This window comes from Streptomyces sp. NPDC044061 (assembly GCF_056434305.1).
In genome coordinates, this window is record NZ_JBWKFL010000056.1 from 8,187 (window position 1) to 33,457 (window position 25,271).

Below are 25,271 nucleotides of genomic sequence, written 5' to 3' on the forward strand. Positions count from 1 at the left end.
CTCTGGGGGGGGAGGTCTTCCGGTGGTTCCCCCCACGGAGAGGACCCCCCCACGCCTTCGCGGGCCTCCGTCTGGCGGGTGGCCGGCCGCGGTTCCCCCCCCCCACCGCCATGTTCGTCCTTGCCATGAGTCGACGCTCACGCCGGCCGTTCGGCTCCGGAGCGGGGAATCGGGAGGTCAGAGTCCGGATCGAATCGTGCCCAGGTAGGTGCGGGCCGTGCCTTCGCTCAGTCCGGCCAGCGGCCCCAGGATCGGGGCGAGTGAGTTGTCCGACTTCGCGCGCTCGGCCTCGGGTAGTTTCGCGTACAGCTCCGCCAGCGCCTGCTAGCCGGTCACCTCGTCGGGCTCGGAACTTCCGCCCCGGGGCGGGGGCAGGGCCGCGCCGGCTGTGCGCGCGTACTCCAGTCCGATCCTGCCGGGCTCGACCCCGGCGACCGCTGCATCAAGAGCAGCCTGATTCATCTCCGCCATGGCCTGCCGCTTTTCCTGCTCAAGACGCCTGATGGAGTCTCCGGCCATGCGGAGTCTGGTCAGCAGCTCACTGCGGACCTGCTCGTCCTCGGTCATGAGCAGCATGATGAAGTGCCCCAGCGCTCCGCCGGGGCACTTCGAAAGTTCCACAACCGCATCGTGTGACAGGGAAAGGCACCGGGCCGTCCAGTGCGGCTCCCTCACCGTCGACCACGAACGCGAACTCGCCCCACTCCACGACCAGGGACACCGGCCCCTACCGGACCGTGGCCACCGACTGGCCCCGCAGTCGGGCTGTAGGGGCTGCGGCGAGCGAGCAGGCACATCCCAGCTCGCTCGGTCCTTGAGAACACTCAAGCCCGGCGATAGCTGGCCACGTCGATCTGGCAGGGCCCCTGCTCCGCGGTGCGCTGGACGGGGCAGGGGCCCTGGGGCGCCGCGTCCGGGATAGGGGGAGACGGTCCCGTCCGGAGCGGCAGTGCCCGCCGGGGTCAACGAGGAGCCCGTGGGAGCGTCACGGCCCTTGCCGGTGAGCCCGAGCAGGCCTGCGCACCACACGTCGATGGTGGCCTCGCGGGAGTCGTAGTGGCGCACGGTCACGCCGGCGGGCATCATCCGGCTGATGAAGTCGGCTCCGGCCGGGGCGTGTCCCTGCTCGTCCAGCCCCAACTTCGCGGGCAAGCCACGCCGCGCCCGGCCCCGCCTCCTGTGCGGGCCCCTCGCCGAGCGTGGTGGCCGTGACGGGGCACTCCAACACGGCGCGAACCCCCTCGAGGTCGCGGTGGGCGCAGAGCTGCTGCCCGCCCGGATGCGCTCGGCCCATGGGCCGCGCCCAGCCGGGCGCCGCAGGGGCAGCGGCCAACCCGACGCAGCGGCCAACCCGACGCAGCGGCCGAACCCGCCCCCCGGCACTGCCCCCTTGCCACCGTCTGCCGCTGCCGCCTCGCCCCCCTTCCTGCCCCAGGCGGCCCCCCCCGGGTTGCCGCCCAGCCGGAACCACCAGCCCCCTCCACCAGCCCCCCGACCACGCCCCCCGGCACCCACGCCGGGCACGGCGTCCCGGCCAAGCCGCCGCAACTCCTCGACCCGCTCCGCCCCCAACCCCCAACCAGCGCGCGCACCCGACCACCGTCTCCCCGGCCTTACCCATCGCCAGCACCACCTGCGACGCCTCCACCCGCACCGCCTCGATCCGCACCCGCCCCCGCTCACGCACCCCACACACCTCCGCCTCTACCGCAGCAGGGATCAACTCTTCGTCCTTGCACGCCAGTTCGAAGTCCGACACTCACTCATCGAACCGCTCCTCCCGTCACCGCTCCGCCTCCGCCTCCGCCTCCGCCTCCTCGACCGCCCGCCGCTCCCCGGCCATCCGCACTGCAGCCCGCTCCAGCGCCCACCCTCCGCCGCGCCAGCACGGCGCCCCTCTTCCCCCGGCCCCTGCTCCCGCGCGATCCCGCCACGCCATCTCCCGAACGTCCCGGGCCCGCCCGCCGCGAGACCACATCACGCCAGCCTCAACCGCCCCCCCGCTCCCCGCTCGGGGTGAATCGCCTTGCGGCCCAGGCCGTAGCAGCCGCGCCGCCGCGCCGGGTCCCGCTCACGGGACGGCCCGAGAGGCTGGGGGAGGGGAGCGGAGGGGGGTTGTGCAGCGGGGTCGGTTCCTGGCGGTTGGTGGGTGGGTGCGGATGACGTCTGTGGCGGTGGTTGCCGGTGTGCGGCGGCTGTGGTGAGGGGTGGCGGCGGGCGGTTGGTTGGTGGCGCTTTGGTTGCCGTACACCTCTGGCACTTTTGATGCGCGGTGGGGCGCAGGAGCCGGTTTCCCGCGGGGTGGGACGGGTGGGGGAGTCGTTACCGGAGCCCTGGGAGTTGTGGCCCTGCGCGTCGGCGTGGCCGGGGCGGGCTTGATGCCTTGGTGGTCCTCTGGCGTGGTGCGGATGACGGTGAAAGGGGATTACGGCGGGGTGTGAGCGCTATGACCGGCGCAACGTTGCCCGTGGTGGCGGTGTCCAGGGAGCTGAGGCCACGGTGTCCTGCGCCGTGCCGGCAGCAGCCACCGCCGGGGCGCGCCCCGGCCGGGCGACACCCGGGCCCGCTGACAAGCAACCGCGGACTGCTTTCGGACAGTACTGGCTGGTAGGGGCGGTGTGGTGGGTGGTTCGGGGCATGATCACAGACATGTTCCGTGAGAGTGATGCCGGCTGTCTGGTGTGGGAGGTCCAGCTGTACGAGCCGTTCAGCCGTGTGTGGATCTGCAAGGGCTACGGCCGTGCGACGACCGATGCGGACCCGGCCGAGGTGGGCCGTGCTGTCCTGGCTGGCCATCTCGCCCGCGGTCGGGGCCGGGGTGGGGACACGTTCAGGGCGGTGGTCCGCACCGGCAGCGGTGGCCCGGTGACCGTCTCGGCGGACGAACTGACCGCCCAGGGCTGGGCGGCGGATCCCGCGGTCTGTCGGATGCTGCCCGCCTATCTCCGCGAAGCCCTCGCCTGACCCCCGCTGGAAGCCGCCTTCTACCCGGCTTGTTGCCGGAAACGAGCCGAAGGCGTCAAAGCCGTAGATCCTGCAGGGCGGGGTGACCTCGCCGTGGGCCCTGTCCTGGCCTCCGGCGGCCTGTGTTGATGTGCGGAGGTGGCTGGAGGGGCCCGATGCCGGGCGCGGTTCGGGCCCCTCGTCTGCGCACGGTGTCCCGGGGGGTGACGTCCGTACGCGTCACGTACTCAAACGCCGCCGCCCGCAGGAAGGTTACGGCGCCCCTGGCACCGAGCGGCCGGGGCGCGCCTTGGGGCGCCACGCCTTCCACTTCTCCAGCTTGCCCCGGGGGCTTGCGTGGACGTGTGCCGGCACGCGGCGGTCAAGCCTGTTCCTGAACCTGGTCTCCCGCCTGGTTGGGCGCGCCTGGCACGTGATGCGGGACACGGACCGGCATCATCGGGGCGGCTGCGTATGCGGCCCGCGTGGAACGTTGAGAAGGATCGGCACTGATGGCAACTGGCACTGTTAAGTGGTTCAACGCGGACAAGGGGTACGGCTTCATTCAGCAGGACGACGGCGGTCCGGACGTGTTCGTCCACTTCTCCGCCATCCAGACGACCGGCTTCAAGGAGCTGACTGTGGGTGCGGCGGTCGAGTACGACGTCACCCAAGGGCAAAAGGGCCCCCAAGCCGAGAACGTGGTGCCGCTCCGCTGACAGTGCTTGACGAGATCAGCCACGACGGGCCCCCCGCGCGATGCAGCGCGACGGGTGAACGGCCAGGCGCCTGGGAGGGCATCAGGCGCAGCGGCCGGGGAAAAGGCACTCACCAGCCACTCCAGTGCACCAGGACACGAATCCACGGAGCCTGGAGCGATGCAACCGACTCCTCACACACGCCGTCGCCGAGCGCGACCTTCCCTCAGGTATCGACCTGGCCCCACCTGAACGCGAAACGGCCCCCCATCCGGACTCGATCCGGGCGGCGGGGACCGCTTCTTGTGTCTGGGCGTCAGACCAGCTGCTCCTGCTGGCTGAGTTCGAGCAGCAGTGCCTGATATTTTTCGGGATGCTGCTCGCGGAGGATCCTCAACCAGACCCGCGGGCGCCCTGGATGAAGTTCTCGGCAGTCACCTTCACGTGCATGTGCTGGACGACGTAGAGGGCGTCGTCGTACGGCAGCCGCCTCGGTTGGCCCCTCTCACCCTGCACTGACGCGCCCCTGGTGCTGGCAGCTGCTTTTGTGGCCGAGCTTTCGGCAGGGGCGCGTCAACGGTTGCTGGACTGCCCGAGCCCGACCCGGCCGCATGCTGGGAGGTATCAACGGCGTCAACGGTTGAGGCGCCGCTGTTGCCGTCTCCCGGCTGGGCCCGCCGCCGGCGCGGGGTCGTAACGGCGTTCATAGCTTCTCCGCCTCGGCCTTCTGCTCGCTGTAGGGAACCCGGCCGATCCGGCGGGCGGGGGGCATGACCGAACGCGAGCGCCGGTTTTGCTGCGCCGGCGTCCGGACATCGTCTCCTGGCACAGGGTCCTGCAGGAAGCGCGGCAGGCGTACGAGCGGCCGACTGCTAGGGGACCGCCCACCGACGACCAGTACTGTCTCCGTCTCGGAAGCCGGCGTGCAGAGGACTTCAGGCAGCCGGGCTCTTCGGGTCAACTTCCAAGTGAAACTGGGTATTTAGGCAAGGCTCGCCCATGCTCTGGTAAGGAAAAGGTGCAGGTCACCTGAAGTTCACCGTCCGTGTCTACCCGCATAGATCCGGGCGGTGGTGTCATTCCGTCAGCCGCCCGGTACTCGCCTCCGGGCCCAAAGCGGGAGACCCTCACATGCGACCTTTGCGCCGCGTCACCGCCACCACCACCGCCCTCGGCATGGCCGCCGCCGGCCTCGTCATCGCTGCGACCGGTACTGCCCACGCCTCCACCTGTTCCCAGTCCTACCTGCCGCTGCCCGACTCGTCCTGCACGCCCGGCTCGTACAACCCCGACGTCACCCAGTCGAACATCCACAGCACCATCTGCGTGTCCGGCTGGACCGACACCGTGCGGCCCCCCACGTCCTACACCAACCCCCTCAAGGCGCAGGGCATCATTGACTACGGGTACTCCGACACCAACATGTCGGACTACGAGGAGGACCACCTCGTGCCGCTGGAGCTCGGCGGTGCTCCCCGCGACCCCGGCAACCTGTGGCCCGAGCCGCACTACGGTACGAAGACCGCCTACACCAAGGACGGCACCGAGACCAAGCTGAAGAACGCCGTCTGCAACGGCACCATCACTCTCTCCGCCGCCCGCAGCGCCATCAAAAACAACTGGACCACCGCGCTCCAGGTCACCGGCATCGGCTGACCTCCAGTGAGGTCGCAGGTCGCAGACCCCGCCCGGTGATCGATCCCAACGGCCTTCGTGCCCCCGGGGCGTGCAGTACGGCGGCAGTGATGCTGCGGGTGACCACATCCATGGCCAGTTTTCGTGTTTCGCGCCTTCCTGGCCCTGGACGGGCAGGCTCTGGTTGCTGAAGTTTTGGGTGATTTTCCCGCAACGTGGTCGCCCGGGACGTCGGTGCGATGACGTCCCAGCGGCCACGTGCCTCGATGCTCGAGGGCTGGGCTGCCAGTGCTCCTCTTCCAGTCCGTCGGGCTGAGCGGGGTGACCTCGTTGCCGCCGCCGCAGCAGCACAGGTGCGCGGCGGTGGCGAAGGGGATGGCCACGTAGAGCACGCCCGGTTCGAGTTGGTCGGGGAAGCGGTGGGCGAAGGCGTGTGCCGGGCGGTGGTGCTCACCGGCCGTCCTCGTTGCTGAGTGTGTTCCCGTCGATCTGGGACGCTGTGCCGTTCGCGTTCCAGCTCGGGGTAGGACTCGCGGAGCTTCTTCCACTGGATGACCGCGCGGCGTTGAGCGCGTTGAGGCCGGCGACTTGGATGTTGCGGGTGTACTCGTTGTCCGTCTCGCCGTCCCCGTAGGGAGCAGTGGCTCGGCACCACCGCTGTGACCGTCACCTCGGCGGTCGCCAGTCCCGTCCAGCCGCGCCTGTGGAGCCAGTTAAGGAAGGCCGAAAGCAGGGACGGGCTGACCGCGTGCGTTGGGTCGCAGACGTCGCAGACGTGGTGGAAGACGATGGGTACCCAGCCGTCGCTGTACTGCTGGGCCTGAGTGATGTAGCCCTCCAGCTGTGCCGACGTAGTGGTGGTCTTCACCGAGTTGGAGGTGCGTACGTCGTAGGGATCGGTGGCGGGCACGCTCTCGGCGTTCGGGTATCGGGCGCAGAAACCAGGGTGCCCAGGCCGCCGACGCCCCGGGCCCTGTGTTGTAGCGGCAAGCGGCGGCGAGCTGCTCGGTCGTGGCGTCGAAGGCGCCGAAGGGGTATGCGAAGTCAGTGACGGTGAAGCCCAGGTTCATCAGCGCCGCGCGTCTGCTGCAGATCTCGCGCTGCTGGTCGCCGCTGCTGAGTTGGGGCAGATTCGGGTGCGTGCGTGAGGTGTGGTCGGCGACTTCGTCGCCGTCCGCGGCGCGCGGGGAGGGGCAGGAGTCCACGGATGACCGGCTGCCGCCCTGGGCAGCCCTGACCAGACGACGGACTGGCTATCGGGCGCCCGGGAACCTCTGGCGGCCTGGTGATCTCGACGTGCGGTTGCCGTGCCCGGGTCCTCGACGGTTGCGGCGTCAGTGTCCCCCCTGGCCCCTTACGTGACGTTCGAGGTGGGTAATTGTCTGCCCGTTGACGCACTCGGAGGCGCGGAGCCAGGCGCTCGCCCGACGCGACGGCTGGGCCATCAGGCGGCCTACACGTGAAAATCTTTACTCTCAATGATCGGAAAAGGGTCCCTCCAGTAAGCCGACGGATCCTCATTCAAGATCGAGGCGAGTACCCAATCGTGATTATGAGCACGCTTCCGCTTTTGCTGGGAGGCATGCAGGATGAGCGCGGGGTCGCTCCTCGTTGGCGGCGTGGCCGGCGGGCGAGATCCACCATGCGAGGTGCTCGGCAAGCCGAAAGAGAATGCACCTGCAACTCACTTACCCGCCTGCCTGACCTCGCGCAGGCCGGCGACCCTGTCCCCTGCGATCAAAAATAAACGGCGACGACCCGGCAAGTCCGGGAAATTTCGGCAAAGCCGTTCTCGTCGCTCGACTGGATGAGCGGCAATCAGTGTGCATCCCTCGTTTCGACGAGCGCACGCATCGTTGTGGAAATCAGTGAAGGGCTGCCCCTATGACAGTATTGGACGGCGCGGCTCAGCGCAGTTTGCTCATCGGCAACTGTCGGGGGAGCGCTCAGCTCATCGAGCCCGACGCTGACGAGCAAGTGACATCGGATTCGGGGCTTGTGGTGGAGGCCGCACTGCGTCTGCCGCCCCTCCATCATGGGCGTGTCGTGGCCGGCCGGGACGGGATCCGTGCGCGTCAGGTCCGCTGGGTCTCCGTGATGGAGGGGCCGGTTGAAGACTTCGTCGCACCGGGTGAGTTCGTGCTGTCCATCGGAGCCGGCTACGACGAAGCCGGCCTTCATCAGTTCGCCAGTGAGATCGCAGATGCCGAAGCGGCCGCTCTGTGTGTCGGTGTGGGCAAGGGTGCTCCGTTCGAGACGGTACCGACCGGGGTCCTCGAGCTCGGTGACCGGCGCGGGTTTCCGATCATCGAGCTGCCCTGGGAGATCCGGATCGCGGATGTTCTGCGTGTGCTGGCGGACCGACTGCTGGCGGAACGTTACGCTGCGGCTTCGGCGAGTGACCAGCTGCCTGCCGGTCTCATCGGCGCCCTGCTGCGCACGGACGGTCTCGCGGCGGTGACCGAAGCCGCCGAGACGATGATCGGCCGGCCGGTCGTCATACTCGATGCCGGACTTGGGCCGGTGTCCCTTGGTCCCCGCGCGCAAGCCCTGCTCAGTCCTGGTGAGCTGGCTGCACGTGTCGCCGAGATGCCGGCGCAGACGCAGCGGCAGCTCCGCGTGCGCTTCGAGGCGGAGGGGGTAGCGACACTCTCCCGGGTCGAACCCCTTGGTTTGCCGGCTGTGCTGGTGGCGACGGCGCGAGCTCATGATCGGTCACTGGGTTACGTACTCGCCCTTGGGGAGGGACGTCACGCCAGCGCCCTTACCGTCGAACGGCGCGCACTTCAGCATGCGGCTGCCGTGGTTGCTATTGAGCTGCTGCGCCGCCAGGCCGTCGCGGAAGCAGAAGCGCGTGTACATGGCGACTTCCTCTGGGAAGCGGGCAGCGGCCAGCTCACCGCCCTGGAGATCGCGGCCAAGGCCACCCTGCTGGGCTACTCACTCAACCACCGCTACCGGCTCATCCTCGGGCAGAGCGAGCATCCTGAGCACGCCGGTGTGCTGGACAACGTCGTCGATCAAGTACGACGGCGCAGAGGCGGCGAGGGCCTCCATGTCACGCGTCGAGGACAGGAAGTCATGATCCTCGTTCCGGACGATGTTCCGCCCCTGCTGAGCCCGGTCAACCTGATCCAGCGCCTGGCCGCGGACCTGCCCGAACCGGTGCTCACCTGGGGCATCTCCGATCACGCTGTGACCGTGCGCACTCTGGCAGACGGGCTGTCGCAGGCCCGGCGTACGGCCGAGATCGGACGCGCACTCCACGGTCCCGGCGCTGTCAGCGATGCTCGCCTGCTGGAGCCGTTCTTCATCTTGGCGAGCCTGGCACGCGACCCTGAGGCATCACGCATCGCGACCGCGGCACTCGACCCGCTGGTGCGCTACGACGCCAACTGCTCCAGCCATCTCCTGCGCACGTTGGAGATTTACATAGAGGAGCTCGGCAATACCAGCTCGGCAGCCCGTCGATTGTTCCTCAACCGGCACTCGTTGATGTATCGGCTCCGCAAGATCGAAGAACTGACCGGCCGCAACCTCGACCGCGCCGAAGACCGACTGATCCTCGACCTCAGCCTTCGGCTGCGACGCCTCACCGGAGATTCCCGACCATGAGCAGAGCACAACGAGCTGGTCGTACTTGCGCCTTCGCACGTACGAGGCCGCTGCTGCAGCGGACGTTTCGCTAGATGAACGGGTTCGCTTCGGGGTTTCCCGCCGTGGGACGCCCGGAGGGCGAGGACGTGCGCATATCGGTCGGCCAGATGTCCGTCATCTGCTGGGTCAACCGGCCCTGCGCCGCCTGCCAGTCACACGCTGCACGGGGTAGACCCGAAAGTCGTGGAGAGGCTGGAGGGCGGTTGGCGCGTAGTGGAACCGCACGTGACCGGGCCATCCGCGCCGCCGCCCCAGATGCGAAGGGTTGACCGTTGGCTGCCGACGTCCGGGACCAGGTGGGCGCCGTCGATCAGTTCGCGGTCGGATTCGCGGCGCAGGACGCTAGTAGGGCACTGTGTCGCACCAGGTCTGCGACCAGGCGGAGGCACCGTACGTGTTGGCCGCGCGCACGGTGATGCAGATCTGGTCTCCCGAGTACGGGCCGTTGATGGTGTAGCTGGTGTTGCTGGTGGAGTAGACGGTGTCGATGTTCTTCTTGGTGAAGTTGCTGCCCTTGTTGGTGTAGTGGATGTCGTAGCGGGTCGCGCGGGAGACCGCCGTCCAGCTCGCCTTGATCGGCATGTCGCACGCGCCGACGCAGGAGTTCGTGTACGCGAGGTTGTAGCTCTTCAGATCGGGCGGCGGAGAGCCGGTGGAGGAACCGGAAGAACCCGAGGACGACTCGCCGGAGCCGGACGAGCTCCCTGCGGTCATGCCCGAGGAGTCGTCGGACGAGCCGCGGTGGGAGGTGTCCCCTCCGGCCGCCCCTGCACTCCCGCTGCCTGCCTGCGCCTGGTCGCCGTTCGTGGCGTCCTCACCGTCACCCTTTTCCTTCTTGTCCTTCCCGCCGGACGTCTTGGAGGGTGAACCGCTGGGCGTCACAGGCGAGCTACTGCCATCCCGCGTGGGACTCACGCTGCTGCCCGGCGACTGGGCGTGGGCTTTGCCCCGATCGCTGCTCCAGGGCTGGAGCACGACCATCGTGGTCCCACCGACGGCGAGGACGACGACCACGGGCAGGGCGATGAAGATGCGGCGGCGCGGGCGGCGTTCACGCTCTTTCGGCTCGGTGCCGCCGCTGCCCGGCGTGACGACCACGGGCGGCTCGGGCCGCGGGCGCAGGTTGGCGGTCGCCCGGTCCACGGACTTCTCGCGCAGCGGCCGCACCTCGGCGTCGAGCAGCTCGGTGGCCTGCTGAGCGATGCGCGCCAGGACGTCGGCGGGCAGCCACGCCGTGCCGGCAGTCGACGGCCGGACCCGCCTGGGGTCGGCCAACAGCGCCTCCACATCGGGCCGTTGCCCGGCATCCTTGGTCAGACACCGCGTGATGAGCGCCCGCAGAGCCAGGTCCTCGACACCCTTCAGATCCGGCTCGTCCTGCACGATCTGGTACATGACCGCGTGCTGGTTACTGGCCCCCTGCCCGAAAGGCAGCCGCCCCGTCGCCGCGTACGTGAGCACACACCCGAGGGTGAACACATCGCTCTTGGGCCCGGCGCTGTGCCCTTGGACCTGCTCCGGCGACATGAAGCCGGGCGAGCCGATGACCATCCCCGTACTGGTCAAAAGCGACTCGACGGAGGTCTCCAGAGCCCGCGCGATTCCGAAGTCGATGACCTTGACCCCGTCCACGGTCAGCATGACGTTCGACGGCTTCAGGTCGCGGTGCACGATCCCCGCGTCATGGATGTCCTCCAGGGCGCGCAGCAACCCCTCGGCGAGAGTGTGCAGGGACTCGGCGGGCAACGGGCCGTACCCCCGCACGACCTGCTCCAGCGAGAGACCGGGCACATACCGGGTGGCGACCCACGGTGGCTCCTCGTCGGGCCCGGCGCCGAGCACGGGTGCCGTGTACCGCTCGGCGACCCGGCTCGCGGCCTCGATCTCCCGCCTAAACCGCGCCCGGAACCGCGCGTCCGACACATGCTCCTCGTGCACCACCTTCACGGCGACGGTGCGCCCGCCGTCGGACCGGGCGAGGAACACCCTCCCCATGCCCCCGGCGCCGAGCCGCCCGAGCAGCAGGTACGGTCCGATCCGCGCCGGGTCCAACGCGGCGAGCGGTTCGATGCCCCCGCCGAAGCGGTCGTCCCGCCGGGTCTCCCGCTCGCCGCGCCCATCCCCGTTCGTACCGCTCATACTGGTAAGACTCCCCCGCCTCTTGCCGCCCGGTCGATCGGCGTAACGCCGTTGAGAATAGAGGTCGTTGATGACCGGTGAAGGCGAGGACGCGCGGGCGGCGACCACGGTTCTGCTCGCCCTCAGCAGGGCGAGGATCTGCCCGGCGTCGTCGGCAGCAACCGCGCCGAGCGGTCCAGCGCCTGCATCTGCGACTTCTCGTCGACGCACAGGACCAGCGCCCTCTTGGACGGGTCGAGGCAGAGGCCGACTATGTCGCGAACCGTGTCGATGCACCGCGGGTCGTCGGACAGCTTGAAGGAGCCCACCTGGTGCAGCTTGACTCCGAACGCCGTGTCGTGGGCCTATGGCGAGGTCCTGTCCGGCACCCACACGGGCCGCCAGGGGTGGGTGAGTGGCAACCACCTCGCCACCGGCTACCGGCACTGACCCTCATGCCGGCCAGTGGTGCCCACGGGGCCGGGCCGGGCACGCCCGGCCCCGCACCGTGAAGACCGGCCGCCGCCCATCCCCGGCTCGCCTGGCCCGCCTTGACCAGCACCGAAAGGCGCCAGAACGCAGGACCAGGACTACGAGGAGCAGGCGCTAGCGATCATCATCGGACTGCTGCTGGCAGCGGCCCTGCTCGTCTCTCGCTTCACAGGCCCCGTGACAGCCTTTGCGCTCACTGCCGCACCCGTCCTCGGCGCCTATGCCCTCACCCTCCTCGCACGCACCCTGGTCCTGCACCGTGCGGAACGCCAACTGCTGCGCTGATCCGTCCTCTCGGGGCGGGTTCGGGGAGGGAGGGGCAGTGGAGTTGGGGCTCGCCGGACGTGGGAGGTGTTCAGCATGATCTAGCGTGGAACCCCGGCGGTTTGCGGCCGGGAGGAAGCGCTTCTCAAGGTAGGGGTGACCCGCACCGGGGCACGGGTCTGCACTGTTGACCTCAGTCGGGGCGCACCTGGTTCTCGATGTACTCCTTGATGATCGTCAAGGGGGCGCCGCCGCAGGTCGCGGCGAGGTAGGACGGGGACCAGAAGTGGTCACCCCACAGGTAGTTGCGGATGTGGTCGGGAAACTCATGGCGGAGCCTTCGGGCCGATACGCCCTTGAGTGAGCCGACGAGTCGGGACACGGCGACTTTGGGCGGGTAGTGCACGAGCAGGTGGACGTGATCGCGTTCGCCGTTGAATTCGACCAGTTCGGTTTCGAAGTCGGTGCAGACGGCGCGCATGATTTCTTCGCAGCGTAGAAGGATCTCGTCGGTGAAGGGTCCCCGCCGGTACTTGGGTGTGAAGACCAAGTGGGCGTGGAGGGTGTGGATGACCGTGCGGCCCCTGCGAATGTTGGGGTTTGATTCCCAGCGTGGTGACATAGATCAATGTTATGATCTTGGGCGTGAGGATTGTGGCGCGGGTCGAGCTGATGCCGGATGCTGCCCAGGCGTCGGCACTGCTCTCGACTCTGCGCACGGTCAACGATCTGGCCAACTGGGTCTCTGACGTGGCCTTTGTCAACGATGTGCCGCGTGAGTACGAGCTGCGTAAGCTCACGTACGCGCACCTCAAGGCCGAAGGGCTCGGGGCGCAGGCCGCACAGCATGTGATCAAGAAGGTCAGGGACGCGTACACCACGCTGCACGCCAACATTCGTGCCGGAAACCTTGGCAAGCCCGGATCGAAGCGACGCAGGAAAGTCGAGTCCACGCCGATCGTCTTCCGGCCACAGGCCGCGCAGCCGTACGACGACCGGTGTCTGAGCTGGCAGTACGACACGCAGACGGTGTCCATATGGACGGTCGCGGGCCGAATCAAGAACGTGGGTTTCGCCTGCTCCATCGATGCGTTGAAGGTGCTCCAGCAGTACCGCAAGGGTGAATCCGACCTGATCGAACGCGACGGCGTGTTCTATCTGATCGCCACGTGCGAGGTGCCCGAGGCCGAGCAGTACGAGCCCGATGGGTTCCTCGGAGTGGATCTCGGCATCGTCAACATCGCCACCACGTCCACCGGCTACCAGGCCGCCGGACGCGGACTGAACCGATACCGCAAGCGACAGCTTGCCCTGCGGGCCAAGCTCCAGAAGAAACGCACCAAGTCCGCCAAACGGCGCCTCAAGGAACGCTCGCGCCGCGAGCAGCGGCACGTGAAGAACACCAACCACATCATCGCCAAGACGATCGTGACCGAGGCTGAACGCACCTCCGTCGGGATCTCCCTGGAAGAACTCAAGGGAATCCGGCAGAGGGTACGGCTCCGCAAGCCCCAACGGGTCGCCCTCCACTCCTGGGCGTTCGCCCAGCTCGGAGATTTCATCGTCTACAAGGCGCGCAGGGCCGGTGTCCCGCTCGTGTTCGTCAATCCCGCCTACTCCTCACGGGAGTGCGCACAGTGCGGACATGTCGACCGGCTCAACCGCGTCTCCCAAGCCAAGTTCGTATGCCAGTCGTGCGGCGTCGTTGCGCACGCCGACCACAACGCTTCCCGCGTCCTGTCCCGCAGGGGCCAGGACGCGTGGACCGCGGGGCGTGAGTCACGCGTCCCTGCCACCCCCTAGGGGTGTCTGGACGGAGGAGCCCACCCAACAGCCAGTTGGGCACTACCTCCAAACCCGATCATTCAGGACCGGGTCAAGTTGACTCAAGGACTGCGAGGTGGTCGGTGGCGCCGCCGTTCCATTCGACGATGAAGAGGGTGGCGTCGTCGCTGGTGCGCCCGCCTCGTTCCGTCTTCAGTGTGTGGGAGAGCCGGCGCAGGTCCGCCCGGACCCCCTCGGACGGCTCTTCGCCCAGGCGGTTGACGCAGCTGATGAGGCGTTCCTCGCCGAACGGTTCCCCGCCCTCGACGCGTTCTTCGATGATGCCGTCGGTGTAGCACAGCACGCGGTCGCCTTGCTGGAGTGTGTGTTCCCTGGGCCGGGGCAGGTCACCTCCGAAGCCGACGGGTAGCGTTGTCGCGCTCTCCAGCTGCCGTACGACCTTGCCCTTGCGGATCAGCAGCGGGGCGGGGTGGCCTGCGTTGACCAGTTCCAGCTCGCCGGTCGCGATGTTCAGGTGCATCAGCTGTGCCGTGACGAAGTGGTCGGGCCCGAACTGGCGGGAGATGGCGTCGTCCATGAAGGCGTACTTCTCGGCCAGGCTGATGAACACGCGCCGGGCATGGCGGTAGGCGCCGATGGCGATGGTCGCCATCGCGGCGGCGTCCAGGTCGTGGCCCATTGCGTCGATCACGGCCATGTGAAGGATGTTGTCGTTGAGCGCGTAGTCGAAGCTGTCGCCGGCGACGCGGTAGGCGGGCTCCAGGATGCCGGCCACCTTGACCTGCGGCACGGACATGGTCAGTGGCGGCAGAAGGCTCCACTGGATCTCCGCGGACACGCTCATCGGCTCCCGGCGCCGGGCCAGGAAGAATTGGTCGGTGTATGCGTTCTTGGTGACCAGCATGTCGGCGACCAGGCGGGCGAGGCGGCGCAGCAGGCGCCGGTCATCGTCGCCGACGGCGTCCAGGGTCAGGGCCATCACGCCCACCTGGTCGCTGCCGTCCAGCAGGGGCAGATACATCCGGATGCCGTCGTGGGGCTGTGGCACTTCGACGACGTTGGCACTCAGGAAGGCCCGGCCGGCGGGGGAGCCGGCCACCGGCTGGGGCTGGCTGGCGTGCAGCTTCTTGCCCGGCAGCGGCACCAGGAGCTCCTGGGCGTAGTCCTGGAGGAGGATGGAGACGTCACGGCCGCCGATCCTGGCCACCTCATCCGCGACCAGCGGGGCGACCAGCTGCGGCGGCATCTGCTGCGCCCTGTCCAGCAGCAGGCCGAGCAACCGCTCGCCAAAACCCTCCGACCGGTCCACCCTCTCCTCGCCCATGGCTCGGTTCGCCACCTTCTTCCTGCCGTCCAGGTCGGCCACTGCTCTGCACAAGGTGACCTGTGATGCACGCCTGAGCGGCTGATTGAGCCAATGCACGGCATGTCGGGCCAAGGCGGCCGGTAGCCTCGGCGAGGCTCACGCTGGAACGCGCAGGCGCGCCCCTGGACGGGGAAGGCGTGGAATGCCGTTGGGGTGCTCGACGGGACTTTCCGTGACGGCGAGTACTTCTACGGCGCAGACTCCAACGCGGCCGTAGAGGCAGCGAAGCCGCACGTAGGAACTTGCTGGCGCACTGAGTACATGCCTGCTTGGCTCACTCCGGGGTCCCAGGTCTGACTCTGGCGATACCGTGAGAGCACACGCCAGATGACAGTCCAGGAGTCCCGGATGAGCGAGCAGCTGGCCCCCGTGCCCGACCGTCAGCCCCTCGACGAGCACGCCGCCGCGTCGGTGCGCGCGTACGCGGCCGAACAGCGCGCGAAGGTCGATGTCCTCGCCTCGGTGCTGGAGGACATCGCGGAGCACGGCTACCCGGCTGCGGAGTCCGGTGTGCTGTGGGAGGAAGCCCGCGACGCCCACCTGGAGCGCCTTGCCGGCGAGTAGCCCCGTGTGTCGCCTGAGCACGCGCCGCGGCGCTCCCGCATCGTCCTTGTGGAGCCCGCACTGAACCGGCTGACGAAGCTGACAGCGGGAGACGCACCGCCTGGACCGCGTGATCGTCGCGATCAGCGTCAACCCTGAGCTGGGCACCCCGGTGCCGGACACCCTGCTGCGCGACTACGTGGACGACGTCGACAGGGTCCAGGTGATCTACTACGTGACTGCGCTGCGCATGAAGCATCACGATCGCCGCGTACGTTGATGCGTAGGAGCCTTCCGAGCACCGGTGCAGCGCCCCGCCACCAGTGGTCCGGGGTGCTGCTGTGTCTGCTGCACGGTGTGGCGAGGGGGGCAGTGGGTGGTGCTGCGCAGTGATCGGCTGGGGGTGGCCGGGGTGTCCGGTCCGGCGGAGGGCGTTGACACTCCAGGGCCAGGCTCCCAGGGTGGCGCATGGGTGCTGCTCGTGCAGCGGCGCCGTGCAGTGAAGCTGTCGTCGGTCTATGGGCTGCCAGCTGTTGGCAGCACGCGCTCCTGGTCCATCTCGCCGGTGTGCGGGTTGAAGACATACACCGGGAACGGGGCCCACGACCGGCCGGCGAGGGTGTCGAGCTCGCTGGGGGAGGGGACCATCAGGGCCAGTTCTTCGGCCCAATTCCTCAGCCGGCGCGGGTCCGGACAGGCGACGCAGCCTGTCCGCTGACATCTTCTTGCTGGCTGATCAGGAGCAGGTCGGCCAGGTCGCGGCAGCGGACGGATGTTCTGTTGGAGTGGCGTTCGTGGGGGGCGCAGATCTTGTCCGCGATGGCCGATGAGGGGGTGGAGGGCTTTCGTTTTGTTCATGGTGGGGAATCGCCGGCCAGGCGCCGCAGCCGGAGGCTGAGGTCGAGGATCAGTCGGTCTTCGGCGCGGTCGAGGTTGCGGCCGGTCAGTTCTTCGATCTTGCGGAGCCGATAGATCAATGAGTGCCGGTTGAGGAACAATCGGCGGGCTGCCGAACTGGTGTTGCCGAGCTCTTCTATGTAAATCTCCAAGGTGCGCACGAGGTGGCTTTCGCAGTGTGTGTCGTAGCGCACCAGCGGCTCGAGTGCCGCGGTCGTGATGCGGGATGCCTCAGGGTCGCGTGCCAGGTTCGCCAGGATGAAGAACGGCTCCAGCAGGCGAGCATCGCTGACGGCGCCGGGGCCATGGATGGCGCGTCCGATCTCGGCCGTGCGCCGGGCGCGCGACAGTCCGTCTGGCAAGGTGCGCACGCTCACGAGGTGATCGGTGATGCCCCAGGTGAGCGCCTGTTCGGGTAGGTCCGCGGCCAGGCGCTGGATCAGGTTGCCGGGGGCCAGCATGGGCGGAGCGTCGTCCGGAACGAGGATCATGACTTCCTGTCCTCGGCGTGTGGCATGAAGGCCTTCGACGCCTCCCCGGAGCCGTGCTTGGTCGACGACGTTGTCCAGCAGCGCGGTGTGCTCGGGGTGCTTGCTCTGTCCGAGGATGATCCGGTAGCGCTGGTTGAGTGAGTAGCCGAGCAGGGTGGCCTTGCCTGCGATCTCCTGACTGGTGAGCTCGCCCTCGGCCAGTTCCCAGAGGAAGTCGCCATGGACGCGTGCTTCTGCTTCGGCGACGGCCTGGCGGCGCAGCAGCTCAATGGCGACGGCGGCGCCTGCGTGCTGGAGTGCGCGCCGTTCGACGGCAAGGTCATTGGCTTGGCGCCCCTCCCCGAGGGCGAGTACGTAACCCAGTGCGCGGTCATGAGCCCGCGCCGTCGCCGCCAGCACAGCCGGTAGGCCAAGTGGTTCGATCCCGGGGAGTGCCGCTACCTCATCCGCCTCGAATCGCGCGCGGAGCTGCTGCTGTGTCTGCGCGGGCATGTCGGCGACACGTGCGGCCAGTTCACCGGGGCTGAGCAGGGCTTGCGCGCGGGGACCGAGGGCCAGCGGCCCTAGTCCGGCGTCGAGTATGACAAGGGGGCGGCCGATCATCGTCTCTGCGGCTTCGGTCACCGCCGCGAGGCCGTCCCTGCGTAGCAGGGCGCTGGTGAGGCCGGCAGGCAGCTGGTCGCTCGCCGCAGACGCGGCATAGCGTTCGGCCAGCAATCGGTCCGCGAGTGTGTGCAGGACGTCCGCGAAGCGGATCTCCCAGGGCAGCTCGATGACCGGAAAGCCGAGTCGGTTACCGAGCTCGAGGACCCCGGTCGGCACTGTCTCGAACGGAGCGCCCTTGCCCACACCGACACACAAGGCGGCAGCTTGGGCGTCTGCGATCTCGCTGGCGAATTCAGTAAAGCCGGCTTCGTCGTGGCCGGCTCCGATGGACAGCACGAACTCGCCCGGTGCGACGAAGTCTTCGACCGGTCCCTCCATGACGGAGACCCAGCGGACGTGACGCGTGCGGATCCCGTCCCGGCCGGCCACGACGCGCCCATGATTCAGAGGCGGCAGACGCAGTGCAGCCTCCACCACAAGCCCCGAATCCGACGCCGGCTCGTCAGCGTCGGACTCGATGAGCTGAGCGCTCCCCCGCTGGTTGCCGATGAGCAGACTGCGCTGAGCCGCGCTGTCCGATACGTTCATAGGGACAGCCCTTCACTGATTTCACAACGATTCATGCGCTCGTCGAACGAGTGATGTGGAATGATGTCCGCTCATCCAGTCGATCGACGAGAACGGCGACGAAGCTGCCCGAACCTGCCGGGTCATTGCCGTTTTGAATTTTTTATTTGCCCGGCACAACGTCGCTGGCGGGTGCCGGACGACGTCGTGGTGGCGCGATATGGGATGTCCAGCTTGGCGCTTAGAATCGTAGCTTGCGCTCCTTTGCCCGCACCCGGGGGGACCCACGAGAACCAGACGGGGCACGACCGTGCGCCTTCTCTGTGGGCGTTCGGGCGCGCGCCTGCCTGCTACTCGCCGGTGAGCCGAGCGTTGATCAGTGCCATGACGGCGGAGCCGGCGGGTGTGGTGACGTCGCCGACTTCTCGGTTGTCCGCGATGTCGGCGTAGCAGCCGCCGCATGATCTTGCCGGAGCGGGTCTGGGCAGTTCCGGGGGTCACCGCCGGATGCGAGACGAGTGCTGACTTGGCTTCGGCTGCCACCGAGGTCGCGCTCCCGGTAAGAGACGCCTGGAAGAACCCCGCCATCGGCAGCGCCCGCCCCGACTCGTCCTGACCGCTCCGGTGGCCGGGGTGTCGATGCTGTTCATCGAGGTCGACAACGGCACCGAGGAAGCCGTCCTGATCGGAAGGAAGTTCGACACGTACATGCGGTTCTTCAAGCCGGAAGGTGAAGGACACCGACTGCATCGAGAAGCCGATGTGGCGCACCCGCTGGTCCGCGCCCCCTTCGAAGGAGTACGAGCGGGTGCACCCGCCGGTCCTGCTCGTTTTCCACCAGGTCGGCAAGCGCTTCGCCAACAGACAGATGGAGAGGGTCGCCGACCTCACCCGCCACCACTGGCAGGGAGGACGGCTTGCACTCCTGCGACGGATGCATCCTGACCGTGGCGACCACGCTGGGGCTGCTGTGCGAGCCGGTCCGGCGGGGCCCGCGTTCTGGCGCTTGGGCCGCGACCACCGTCAGCCGCTGCTGGAGGCGATCGGCAATCCCCGCCGGGGCGCCTACGTCGTCCGGCGCTGTCAAGCCGCCTGGGAAGAGCAGCGGCGCGGTGAGGCGCGCCGGTGTGTGCGGACTGCGGGCATATGGCCGTTGCTGGGTCGGAGCCGGTTCGGGAAGGTCGAGGGCGGGGACGGGCTGACCGCGTACGTCGGGTCGCAGCCGTCGCAGAGGTGGTGGAAGACGATGGGCGCCCAGTCACCGCCGTTCGGGCCTGAGTGACGCAGCCCTTGCGATGGCGTGGTGGTGGCCTTCACCGAGTCGAAGTGCGTACGTCGTAGGGATCGTCGACACGCTCTCGGCGTTCGGGTATCGGGTGCAGGAACCCGGGATGGTCATGTGAAGTCAGTGACGGTGAAGCCCCGTTTCATCAGCGCCGTGCGTCCGCTGCAGGTGTCGCGCTGCTGGTCGTCGCTCCCCAGTGGGGGCCGTTCGGGTGCGTGACGGTGTGGCCGGCGATCTCGTCGCCGTGTGCCGCGAGCGTGCGGAGCTGGGCGGGCGGATGTCAGCGAGTTGGGGTCGGAATCGCCCGGCCGCTGATGACGTAGAAGGTCGTGGGCATGCCATGGCCGAGCAGTGCGGGCAGGGCGTTGGCGAACTGGTCCTTGGAGCGTGTCGTCAAAGGTCGGTGACACCACGGCGGGCGCGCCTGGGAGGCGATGGGCGCAACGATGACGGTCCACCGTGGCCGTACCAGTGCGATCGCCGCGTGTCAGGTGTTCATGAAGCGGCGCTTACGTGTTGGTGTCTGGTCGTCCCATCCTGTATGTCGCTCAGGGGCCTGCCCAAACCATGCCCCTTCACCGGCCAATCATTAGTTCATTACAGGATCATCACAAACGATCGGTGGCATGTGTGGCGGTTTTCTCTGTTTTCTCCCCGCGTTAAGTGCTGAAATTCGGGCTAGTAGCGGTCAGAGTCACCCTTCCACCGTCACAACCTGACTTTGACGGACCGGAGTTGAGTGATATCCGTATGTCACTGCGCTCAGGGGGGAGCCGGCGCCGCACCACTCCTTCCGCGCGCCATCAGACAGACGTGACTTGCGGCAGGGGGGCACATTCATGCCTGTTTCCATTCCACTTGCGCCCGAGGAGCACGCCCAGGCTCCCGTGGCCGTCGTCGGGCTCGGCTATGTCGGCCTGCCGACCGCGCTGGCCTTACTCGAAGCGGGCAACGATGTGATCGGTATCGACGTCAGTGAGCGGCGCCTTGAGGCCATCCGCAGCGGGGAGGTGGACCTGCTGCCCTCCGACCGCGAGCGGCTCGCCCGGCTGCGCGACAGCGGCCGGCTGACGCTGACGAGCGACCCGGCTGCGCTCTGCGCCGCCCGCACCGTGCTGATCTGCGTGCCCACCCCGGTCGACCAGCACCTGGTGCCGGACCTGGGCGCGATGGCCGGCGCCTGTGCCGACGCCGTGCGGCACGCCGTCGCCGGGCAGCTGCTGATGCTGACCTCCACCACCTACGTGGGTACCACCCGGGACCTGCTGGTCGAGCCGCTCACCGCGCGCGGACTGCTGGTGGACTCGGACGTCTTCGTCGCTTTCTCCCCCGAGCGCATCGACCCGGGCAACGCGCACCACGCGCAGGAGACCACCCCGCGTGTGGTCGGCGGGGCCGGCCCGCGCAGCACCGCGCTGGCCGTCGCCGTGCTGGCGCGGACCGCTCCGTCGGTACACGCGCTGCCCTCGGCCGAAGAGGCGGAGATGACGAAGCTGTGGGAGAACACCTTCCGCGCCGTCAACATCGCGCTGGCGAACGAGTTCGCGGAGAACTGCCGCGGTCTGGGCCTGGAACCGATCCGGATCATCGACGCCGCCGCGACCAAGCCCTATGGCTTCATGCCCTTCTACCCCGGTCCCGGCGTCGGCGGGCACTGCATCCCGTGCGATCCGCACTACCTGCTGTGGCAGCTGCGCGCCCGGCGGATCGTCTCCCCCCTCATCGACACCGCCATGGCGGCCATCGCCTCCCGCCCGCGCAAGGTCGTGCAGCGGGTCCGTGAGCTGCTCGGGGACGCCGGCCGCAGTGTCTCCGGCGCCAACGTTCTCATCCTCGGAGCGGCCTACAAGGCCGGCGTCGCCGACGTACGCGAGTCCCCGGCCCTGGAGATCCTCGAGGAACTCACCGAGGCCGGCGCGAAGACCGCCTACCACGACCCGCTCATACCCTCGCTGCGCATAGGCGCGCACCACCTGGCGAGCACCCCCGCCCCCGAACACGAGCTTTGGGACCTGGTCCTGGTGCACACCGTCCAGCCCGGCATGGACCTCACCTGGCTACAAGCCCACCCGCTGGTGCTGGACGCCACCTACCGCCTCGCCTCGCTCCCCGCCAAGGCGGTCGTGTGACCATGCCTGGCCCCGATCCGCTCGTCGAGCAGTTCTTCCCCCACGACCGGCTCCAACCGCACCCTCCCCTTCCCCCCGGCGACGAGACACTCACCTTCCGCCGCCTGGGGGCAGAACGCCCGGCGCCCCCGCCGCTGCCGCAGCTGCGTTCGGCCCGCAGAATCCGGCCCGGCCTCCTGCGCCGCCGGCTCGACGCGATGCACCCGGCGCTGCGCCACAGCACCCGCCGCGTGCTGACCCTGCTCTGCCTGCTGCCGCTGCTGCTGATCCTGGCCCGCGAGGCCCCGCGCCTGGCGCAGAGCCCCCTGGTACTCGGCTACGGCTTCACCGTGCTGTGCGGCACCATCGCCATGCTCTACATCGCCTACAGCCGCTACGACGACCCCTCCGAGCGGATCCTGCGCAGGCGCCCCAAGCCGAAGAAGCTGGCCCACTTCCCCTCGCTGCCTGCACGGCCCACGGTCAGCTTCCTGCTGGCAGTCAAGGACGAGGTCGACTGCATCGAGGCCTGCGTGCGCTCGATGGCCCTGTGCGACTACGACGAGGACCTGCTCCAGATCATCGTCGTGGACGACATGTCGACCGACGGCACCCGCGACCTGCTGCGCCGCCTCGAGGCCGAACTCGGCATCACCGTGCTCTACCTGGACAAGAACCTCGGCAAGAAGTACGCGCTGGTCAAGGCGTGCGAGATAGCCGACGGTGACATCATCGCCTTCACCGACTCCGACTGCATCCTGGCCCCCGACGCCCTCGCCCGCTGCGTACGCGCCCTGGTCAGCCACCCGGAGCTGGGCGCCGTCAGCGGTCACGCCCGGGCCCTCAACGTGGCCCGCACCGTCTTCACCAAGGCCCAGGACGTCTGGTACGAGGGGCAGTTCCGGGTCGCCAAGGCAGCCGAGTCCACCTTCGGCTCGGTCACCTGCGTCTCCGGGCCGCTCGCGGTCTTCCGCCGCGACGCCATCTACAACTACCTGCCCGCCTGGGCCGGCGACCGGTTCATGGGTGCCCCGTTCCGCTTCGCCACCGACCGCCAGCTGACCGGCTACGTGCTCGGCCAGCGCTGGCGCGGCAGAAAGCTCAAGCGGCAGTACGCCGACTCGCCCTTCGTGACCGAACGCGACTACCCCGAGCGCGCCTGGCGTATCGGCTACGTGCAGTCCGCCAAGGTCTGGACGAACGTGCCGGAGAGCTTCCGCTCCTTCATGAAGCAGCAGATCCGCTGGAAGAAGAGCTTCATCCGCAACCTCTTCTTCACCGGCTCCTTCATGTGGCGCCGTGGCTTGGGACCGGCAGCGCTCTACTACGGCCACGCGCTGTGGGTGGTGGCCGCCCCGATCATGGCCTTCCGCCATCTGCTGTGGGCGCCGCTGCACGGCATGGCCTTCCTCACCCTCCTCTACCTGTGCGGCGTCCTGCTCAAGGGATTCATCTGGGGCCTGGCATTCAAGGCGGACAACCCCAGGGACGGCCGCTGGCGCTACCGGCCGCTGATGAGCCTGCTCTCCGCACTGCTGCTGGCCTGGCTGCTGCCGTATTCATTCGCCACCATCCGCCGTGGCATCTGGGCAAGGAGCCTGACCTGATGAACGCCCTGCGCCTGCTGGGGCGATGCACCGCCGCCCTGCTGTCCATCGCCGTGGTGTGCGGCGTGTACGCCATCGTGCTGTCCCGAGGGAGCATCCTGCCGTGACCGAGCTGAACCGGCACTCCCGCAAGCACCCCCGGGGCGTGTGGCACTGGCCGGCCCGCTTCGGGCTGGGGCTGCTGGCCCTCGCCATACTCGCCCTGCCGTTCTACGCCGCCGCCGAGTACTACCTGTACGTCAAGTACATGAGCCATCAGATCAGCACGCCGCCGGTGCAGATCGACACCAAGGACGCCGCCTCCTGGACCAGCTCGACCAAGCAACTGCCGGCCACGTCGGCCCCGGTCGTGCTGGCCTACCACGACATCGGGCCCTCCTCCAGTGACTACACAGTCACCCCTGCCGCCTTCGACGCGCAGCTGACCGCACTGGAGAAGGCCGGCTACCGGAGCCTGACCGGCGACGAGTTCGTCGCCTACCTGAAGGGGGAGCCCGCCCCGCCGCGCTCGGTCTTCATCACCTTCGACGACGGCCCCAACGGCCTGTGGGTCTACGGCGATCGGATCCTGGCCCGGCATCACATGCACGGAGCAGTCTTCCTGATCACCGGCAGCGTCGACCGCCGCCCGTACTACCTGTCCTGGAGCGAAATCGCCAGGATGCAGTCCTCGGGACGCTGGGACTTCCAGGACCACACCTACAACCTCCACCACCGCGGGGCGATCGACGCCCACGGGCACAAGGCATCGGCGCTGGCCAACCGGCTCTGGCTGCCACGCCTGCACCGCCAGGAGACCGACGCGGAGTACGAGGCCCGCGTCCGCGCCGACCTCCAGCACTCCTTCGACGACTTCGCCAACCACGACCTGCCCGCCCCGAAACTGTTCGCCTTCCCCTTCTCAGAGGCGACGGAACGGCCCAACCTGCCGACTTCCGATCAGTCCCTGCAGGCAATCCTCGACAGCAAATTCGTGGCCACCATGACCAACGTCTCCTCCCGCCCGCTGCCGGCCAGCCGACGCGCGGCCGCCGCCCAACAGGTGCAGCGCCTGGAGGTGGTCAAGTCGACCACCGCCTCACAACTGCTCACCAAGGTGATCGGCTGGACCCAGGTCGCCCCGCAGGCCAGCGCGCCGCTGGCACAACAGCACCTGTGGAAGCACGACGACGGCACCGGCCTGCAAGGCGCAGGCTCCTTCACCGGCGCCGGCCCCTACCCGGACACGAACCAGCGGGTGCGCTACCTGGGAGCCGCATACCGGCCCATGAGCAGTGTCGACTGGACCAACTACGAAGTAGATACACGCATCTCCGAGCTGGGCGACGGCACCAACCAAGGCACGGTACAGGTCCGCAACGGCAGCGCCGCCCCCGTTTCCGTCAGCGTGAGCCAGCTCCTGACGATCTCCGTTCCGGGCAGGAAGAAGGTGGTCGAGCACCTGGCCCCGGGCTCCAGCCATGTCCTGCGGATCACGGTGCGTGACAACACCACTGACATCTGGGTGGACGGCACGGTACACGTGACGCTGCCGGCCACCGGCAACCCCGCCACACTCTCCGGCGGCATCGCACTGCGCGTCGGCATCAACAGACCGGGAGCCGCCTGGCCCCGCTTCGCCTCCCTGCGAGTCGTCGACATCGCCGACGAGCCACGCGACACCACCGGCACCCAGCAACCGGTCGGCGACGCAGCCCTGCTCGCCCCCAACGCCCCATGGGTCTCCGCCCCAGGAGTCAAGGCGCCCTTCGAGAGCAACGGCCGCCAGATGACCCCACAGGGCCGCACACTTTCCGCATACGGCGCCTACCGGCCCGACGCGACCGCCCGCTGGGACGGCTACACCCTGTTCGGGACGATCACCCGTCTGACCGACACCCAGGTAAGCGGGGCACTCTGGGTCCGGGTCGGCAGCCCCCTCGCGATCAGCGTGCGGGTCTACCTCGACCATCTGGACGTCTATGCAGGAAACGCGGACAACCAGGCACTGGTGGCCAGCCGCCCGCTCACACCGGCGCCCACCCACGCCGTGGCGATCAGCGTGACCGCCGAGCGGACCCTGATCACCGTGGACGGCTCGACCAACCTCAGCCTGATCGCCAAGGGCGAGACCGGCGGAGTGGGCTTCTCGGCCTACCGGGACCTGACCCGGCAGTCGTGGCCGACCGTGCAGAACCTCAGGGTTACAGCGATCGCCAGGACAAGCTGA

Annotated in this window: 17 protein-coding genes and 2 pseudogenes; 12 read left to right on the forward strand and 7 right to left on the reverse strand. The window is 68.5% G+C overall.

Annotated elements, in window-relative coordinates:
- Positions 1–324 precede the first annotated feature (324 nt).
- Positions 325–621 (reverse strand): hypothetical protein, encoded by a 297-nt coding sequence (locus tag AC07CM_RS44010; RefSeq protein WP_478882184.1) that lies wholly within the window; start codon positions 619–621, stop codon positions 325–327.
- Positions 622–2,649: 2,028 nt separating this feature from the next.
- Between AC07CM_RS44010 and AC07CM_RS44015 the strand changes: the two genes are divergently transcribed.
- From AC07CM_RS44015 to AC07CM_RS44030, 4 genes and pseudogenes are all read left to right on the forward strand, one after another.
- Positions 2,650–2,964, forward strand: a complete 315-nt coding sequence (locus tag AC07CM_RS44015) for a hypothetical protein (protein WP_478882185.1) — start codon at positions 2,650–2,652, stop codon at positions 2,962–2,964.
- A 491-nt stretch (positions 2,965–3,455) separates the two neighbouring features.
- Entirely contained in the window at positions 3,456–3,662 is a 207-nt protein-coding gene (locus AC07CM_RS44020; protein ID WP_478882186.1) for a cold-shock protein, read from the forward strand.
- A gap of 743 nt (positions 3,663–4,405) precedes the next feature.
- Positions 4,406–4,539, forward strand: a pseudogene (locus AC07CM_RS44025) (WhiB family transcriptional regulator); the annotation flags it as partial.
- A gap of 233 nt (positions 4,540–4,772) precedes the next feature.
- Positions 4,773–5,297, forward strand: coding sequence for a hypothetical protein (locus AC07CM_RS44030; RefSeq protein WP_478882187.1), 525 nt, complete (start codon positions 4,773–4,775; stop codon positions 5,295–5,297).
- Positions 5,298–5,989: 692 nt separating this feature from the next.
- Here the strand turns inward: AC07CM_RS44030 and AC07CM_RS44035 are convergent.
- Positions 5,990–6,481 carry a polysaccharide deacetylase family protein gene (locus tag AC07CM_RS44035; RefSeq protein ID WP_478882188.1) on the reverse strand — a complete coding sequence of 164 codons (492 nt, stop codon included), beginning with the start codon at positions 6,479–6,481 and terminating at the stop codon, positions 5,990–5,992.
- A gap of 679 nt (positions 6,482–7,160) precedes the next feature.
- On the opposite strand from AC07CM_RS44035, the gene AC07CM_RS44040 reads away from it, so the two are divergent.
- Complete coding sequence (locus AC07CM_RS44040) at positions 7,161–8,891, forward strand: PucR family transcriptional regulator (protein ID WP_478882189.1); 1,731 nt, start codon at positions 7,161–7,163, stop codon at positions 8,889–8,891.
- Positions 8,892–9,275: 384 nt separating this feature from the next.
- Here AC07CM_RS44040 and AC07CM_RS44045 read toward each other — a convergent pair whose 3' ends face one another.
- The 3 genes and pseudogenes from AC07CM_RS44045 to tnpA all read right to left on the reverse strand — a co-directional run bounded on the left by AC07CM_RS44045 (position 9,276) and on the right by tnpA (position 12,429).
- On the reverse strand, positions 9,276–11,072 hold the full coding sequence (locus AC07CM_RS44045) for a serine/threonine protein kinase (RefSeq protein WP_478882190.1): 1,797 nt from the start codon (positions 11,070–11,072) through the stop codon (positions 9,276–9,278).
- A 140-nt stretch (positions 11,073–11,212) separates the two neighbouring features.
- Positions 11,213–11,404 (reverse strand): annotated as a pseudogene (locus tag AC07CM_RS44050) (IS630 family transposase); the annotation flags it as partial.
- 596 nt (positions 11,405–12,000) lie between these two features.
- Positions 12,001–12,429 carry an IS200/IS605 family transposase gene (gene tnpA, locus AC07CM_RS44055; RefSeq protein ID WP_478882191.1) on the reverse strand — a complete coding sequence of 143 codons (429 nt, stop codon included), beginning with the start codon at positions 12,427–12,429 and terminating at the stop codon, positions 12,001–12,003.
- A gap of 11 nt (positions 12,430–12,440) precedes the next feature.
- Between tnpA and AC07CM_RS44060 the strand changes: the two genes are divergently transcribed.
- A complete protein-coding gene (locus tag AC07CM_RS44060) occupies positions 12,441–13,610 on the forward strand; it encodes an RNA-guided endonuclease InsQ/TnpB family protein (RefSeq protein ID WP_478882192.1) in 1,170 nt (389 codons plus the stop codon).
- 73 nt (positions 13,611–13,683) lie between these two features.
- On the opposite strand, the gene AC07CM_RS44065 is transcribed toward AC07CM_RS44060, so the two are convergent.
- Entirely contained in the window at positions 13,684–14,916 is a 1,233-nt protein-coding gene (locus tag AC07CM_RS44065; RefSeq protein ID WP_478882206.1) for a PP2C family protein-serine/threonine phosphatase, read from the reverse strand.
- Between the two features lie 390 nt (positions 14,917–15,306).
- Here AC07CM_RS44065 and AC07CM_RS44070 point away from each other — a divergent pair, with 390 nt between their 5' ends.
- Both AC07CM_RS44070 and AC07CM_RS44075 read left to right on the forward strand, forming a co-directional pair.
- Positions 15,307–15,522 (forward strand): hypothetical protein, encoded by a 216-nt coding sequence (locus tag AC07CM_RS44070; protein WP_478882193.1) that lies wholly within the window; start codon positions 15,307–15,309, stop codon positions 15,520–15,522.
- A gap of 109 nt (positions 15,523–15,631) precedes the next feature.
- Positions 15,632–15,781, forward strand: a complete 150-nt coding sequence (locus AC07CM_RS44075) for a hypothetical protein (protein ID WP_478882194.1) — start codon at positions 15,632–15,634, stop codon at positions 15,779–15,781.
- A 574-nt stretch (positions 15,782–16,355) separates the two neighbouring features.
- On the opposite strand, the gene AC07CM_RS44080 is transcribed toward AC07CM_RS44075, so the two are convergent.
- Positions 16,356–18,083, reverse strand: a complete 1,728-nt coding sequence (locus tag AC07CM_RS44080; RefSeq protein WP_478882195.1) for a PucR family transcriptional regulator — start codon at positions 18,081–18,083, stop codon at positions 16,356–16,358.
- A 709-nt stretch (positions 18,084–18,792) separates the two neighbouring features.
- Between AC07CM_RS44080 and AC07CM_RS44085 the strand changes: the two genes are divergently transcribed.
- The 4 genes from AC07CM_RS44085 (at position 18,793) to AC07CM_RS44100 (ending at position 25,271) form a co-directional block, all read left to right on the forward strand.
- Complete coding sequence (locus AC07CM_RS44085) at positions 18,793–19,344, forward strand: hypothetical protein (protein WP_478882196.1); 552 nt, start codon at positions 18,793–18,795, stop codon at positions 19,342–19,344.
- An 842-nt stretch (positions 19,345–20,186) separates the two neighbouring features.
- Entirely contained in the window at positions 20,187–21,476 is a 1,290-nt protein-coding gene (locus AC07CM_RS44090; protein ID WP_478882197.1) for a nucleotide sugar dehydrogenase, read from the forward strand.
- Positions 21,477–21,478: 2 nt separating this feature from the next.
- Positions 21,479–23,062: a glycosyltransferase family 2 protein gene (locus AC07CM_RS44095; RefSeq protein WP_478882207.1), complete on the forward strand. Its 1,584-nt coding sequence runs from the start codon at positions 21,479–21,481 to the stop codon at positions 23,060–23,062.
- Between the two features lie 103 nt (positions 23,063–23,165).
- Positions 23,166–25,271, forward strand: coding sequence for a polysaccharide deacetylase family protein (locus AC07CM_RS44100; protein ID WP_478882198.1), 2,106 nt, complete (start codon positions 23,166–23,168; stop codon positions 25,269–25,271).

Bases quoted from the DNA above. Each gene is read 5' to 3' on its own strand.
- AC07CM_RS44020 (WP_478882186.1), top strand. From the start codon at position 3,456: ATGGCAACTGGCACTGTTAAGTGGTTCAACGCGGACAAGGGGTACGGC.
- AC07CM_RS44080 (WP_478882195.1), bottom strand. From the start codon at position 18,083: ATGAACGTATCGGACAGCGCGGCTCAGCGCAGTCTGCTCATCGGCAAC.
- AC07CM_RS44045 (WP_478882190.1), bottom strand. From the start codon at position 11,072: ATGAGCGGTACGAACGGGGATGGGCGCGGCGAGCGGGAGACCCGGCGG.
- AC07CM_RS44060 (WP_478882192.1), top strand. From the start codon at position 12,441: ATGATCTTGGGCGTGAGGATTGTGGCGCGGGTCGAGCTGATGCCGGAT.
- AC07CM_RS44070 (WP_478882193.1), top strand. From the start codon at position 15,307: ATGAGCGAGCAGCTGGCCCCCGTGCCCGACCGTCAGCCCCTCGACGAG.
- AC07CM_RS44015 (WP_478882185.1), top strand. From the start codon at position 2,650: ATGTTCCGTGAGAGTGATGCCGGCTGTCTGGTGTGGGAGGTCCAGCTG.
- AC07CM_RS44095 (WP_478882207.1), top strand. From the start codon at position 21,479: ATGCCTGGCCCCGATCCGCTCGTCGAGCAGTTCTTCCCCCACGACCGG.
- tnpA (WP_478882191.1), bottom strand. From the start codon at position 12,429: ATGTCACCACGCTGGGAATCAAACCCCAACATTCGCAGGGGCCGCACG.
- AC07CM_RS44030 (WP_478882187.1), top strand. From the start codon at position 4,773: ATGCGACCTTTGCGCCGCGTCACCGCCACCACCACCGCCCTCGGCATG.
- AC07CM_RS44040 (WP_478882189.1), top strand. From the start codon at position 7,161: ATGACAGTATTGGACGGCGCGGCTCAGCGCAGTTTGCTCATCGGCAAC.
- AC07CM_RS44090 (WP_478882197.1), top strand. From the start codon at position 20,187: ATGCCTGTTTCCATTCCACTTGCGCCCGAGGAGCACGCCCAGGCTCCC.
- AC07CM_RS44065 (WP_478882206.1), bottom strand. From the start codon at position 14,916: ATGGGCGAGGAGAGGGTGGACCGGTCGGAGGGTTTTGGCGAGCGGTTG.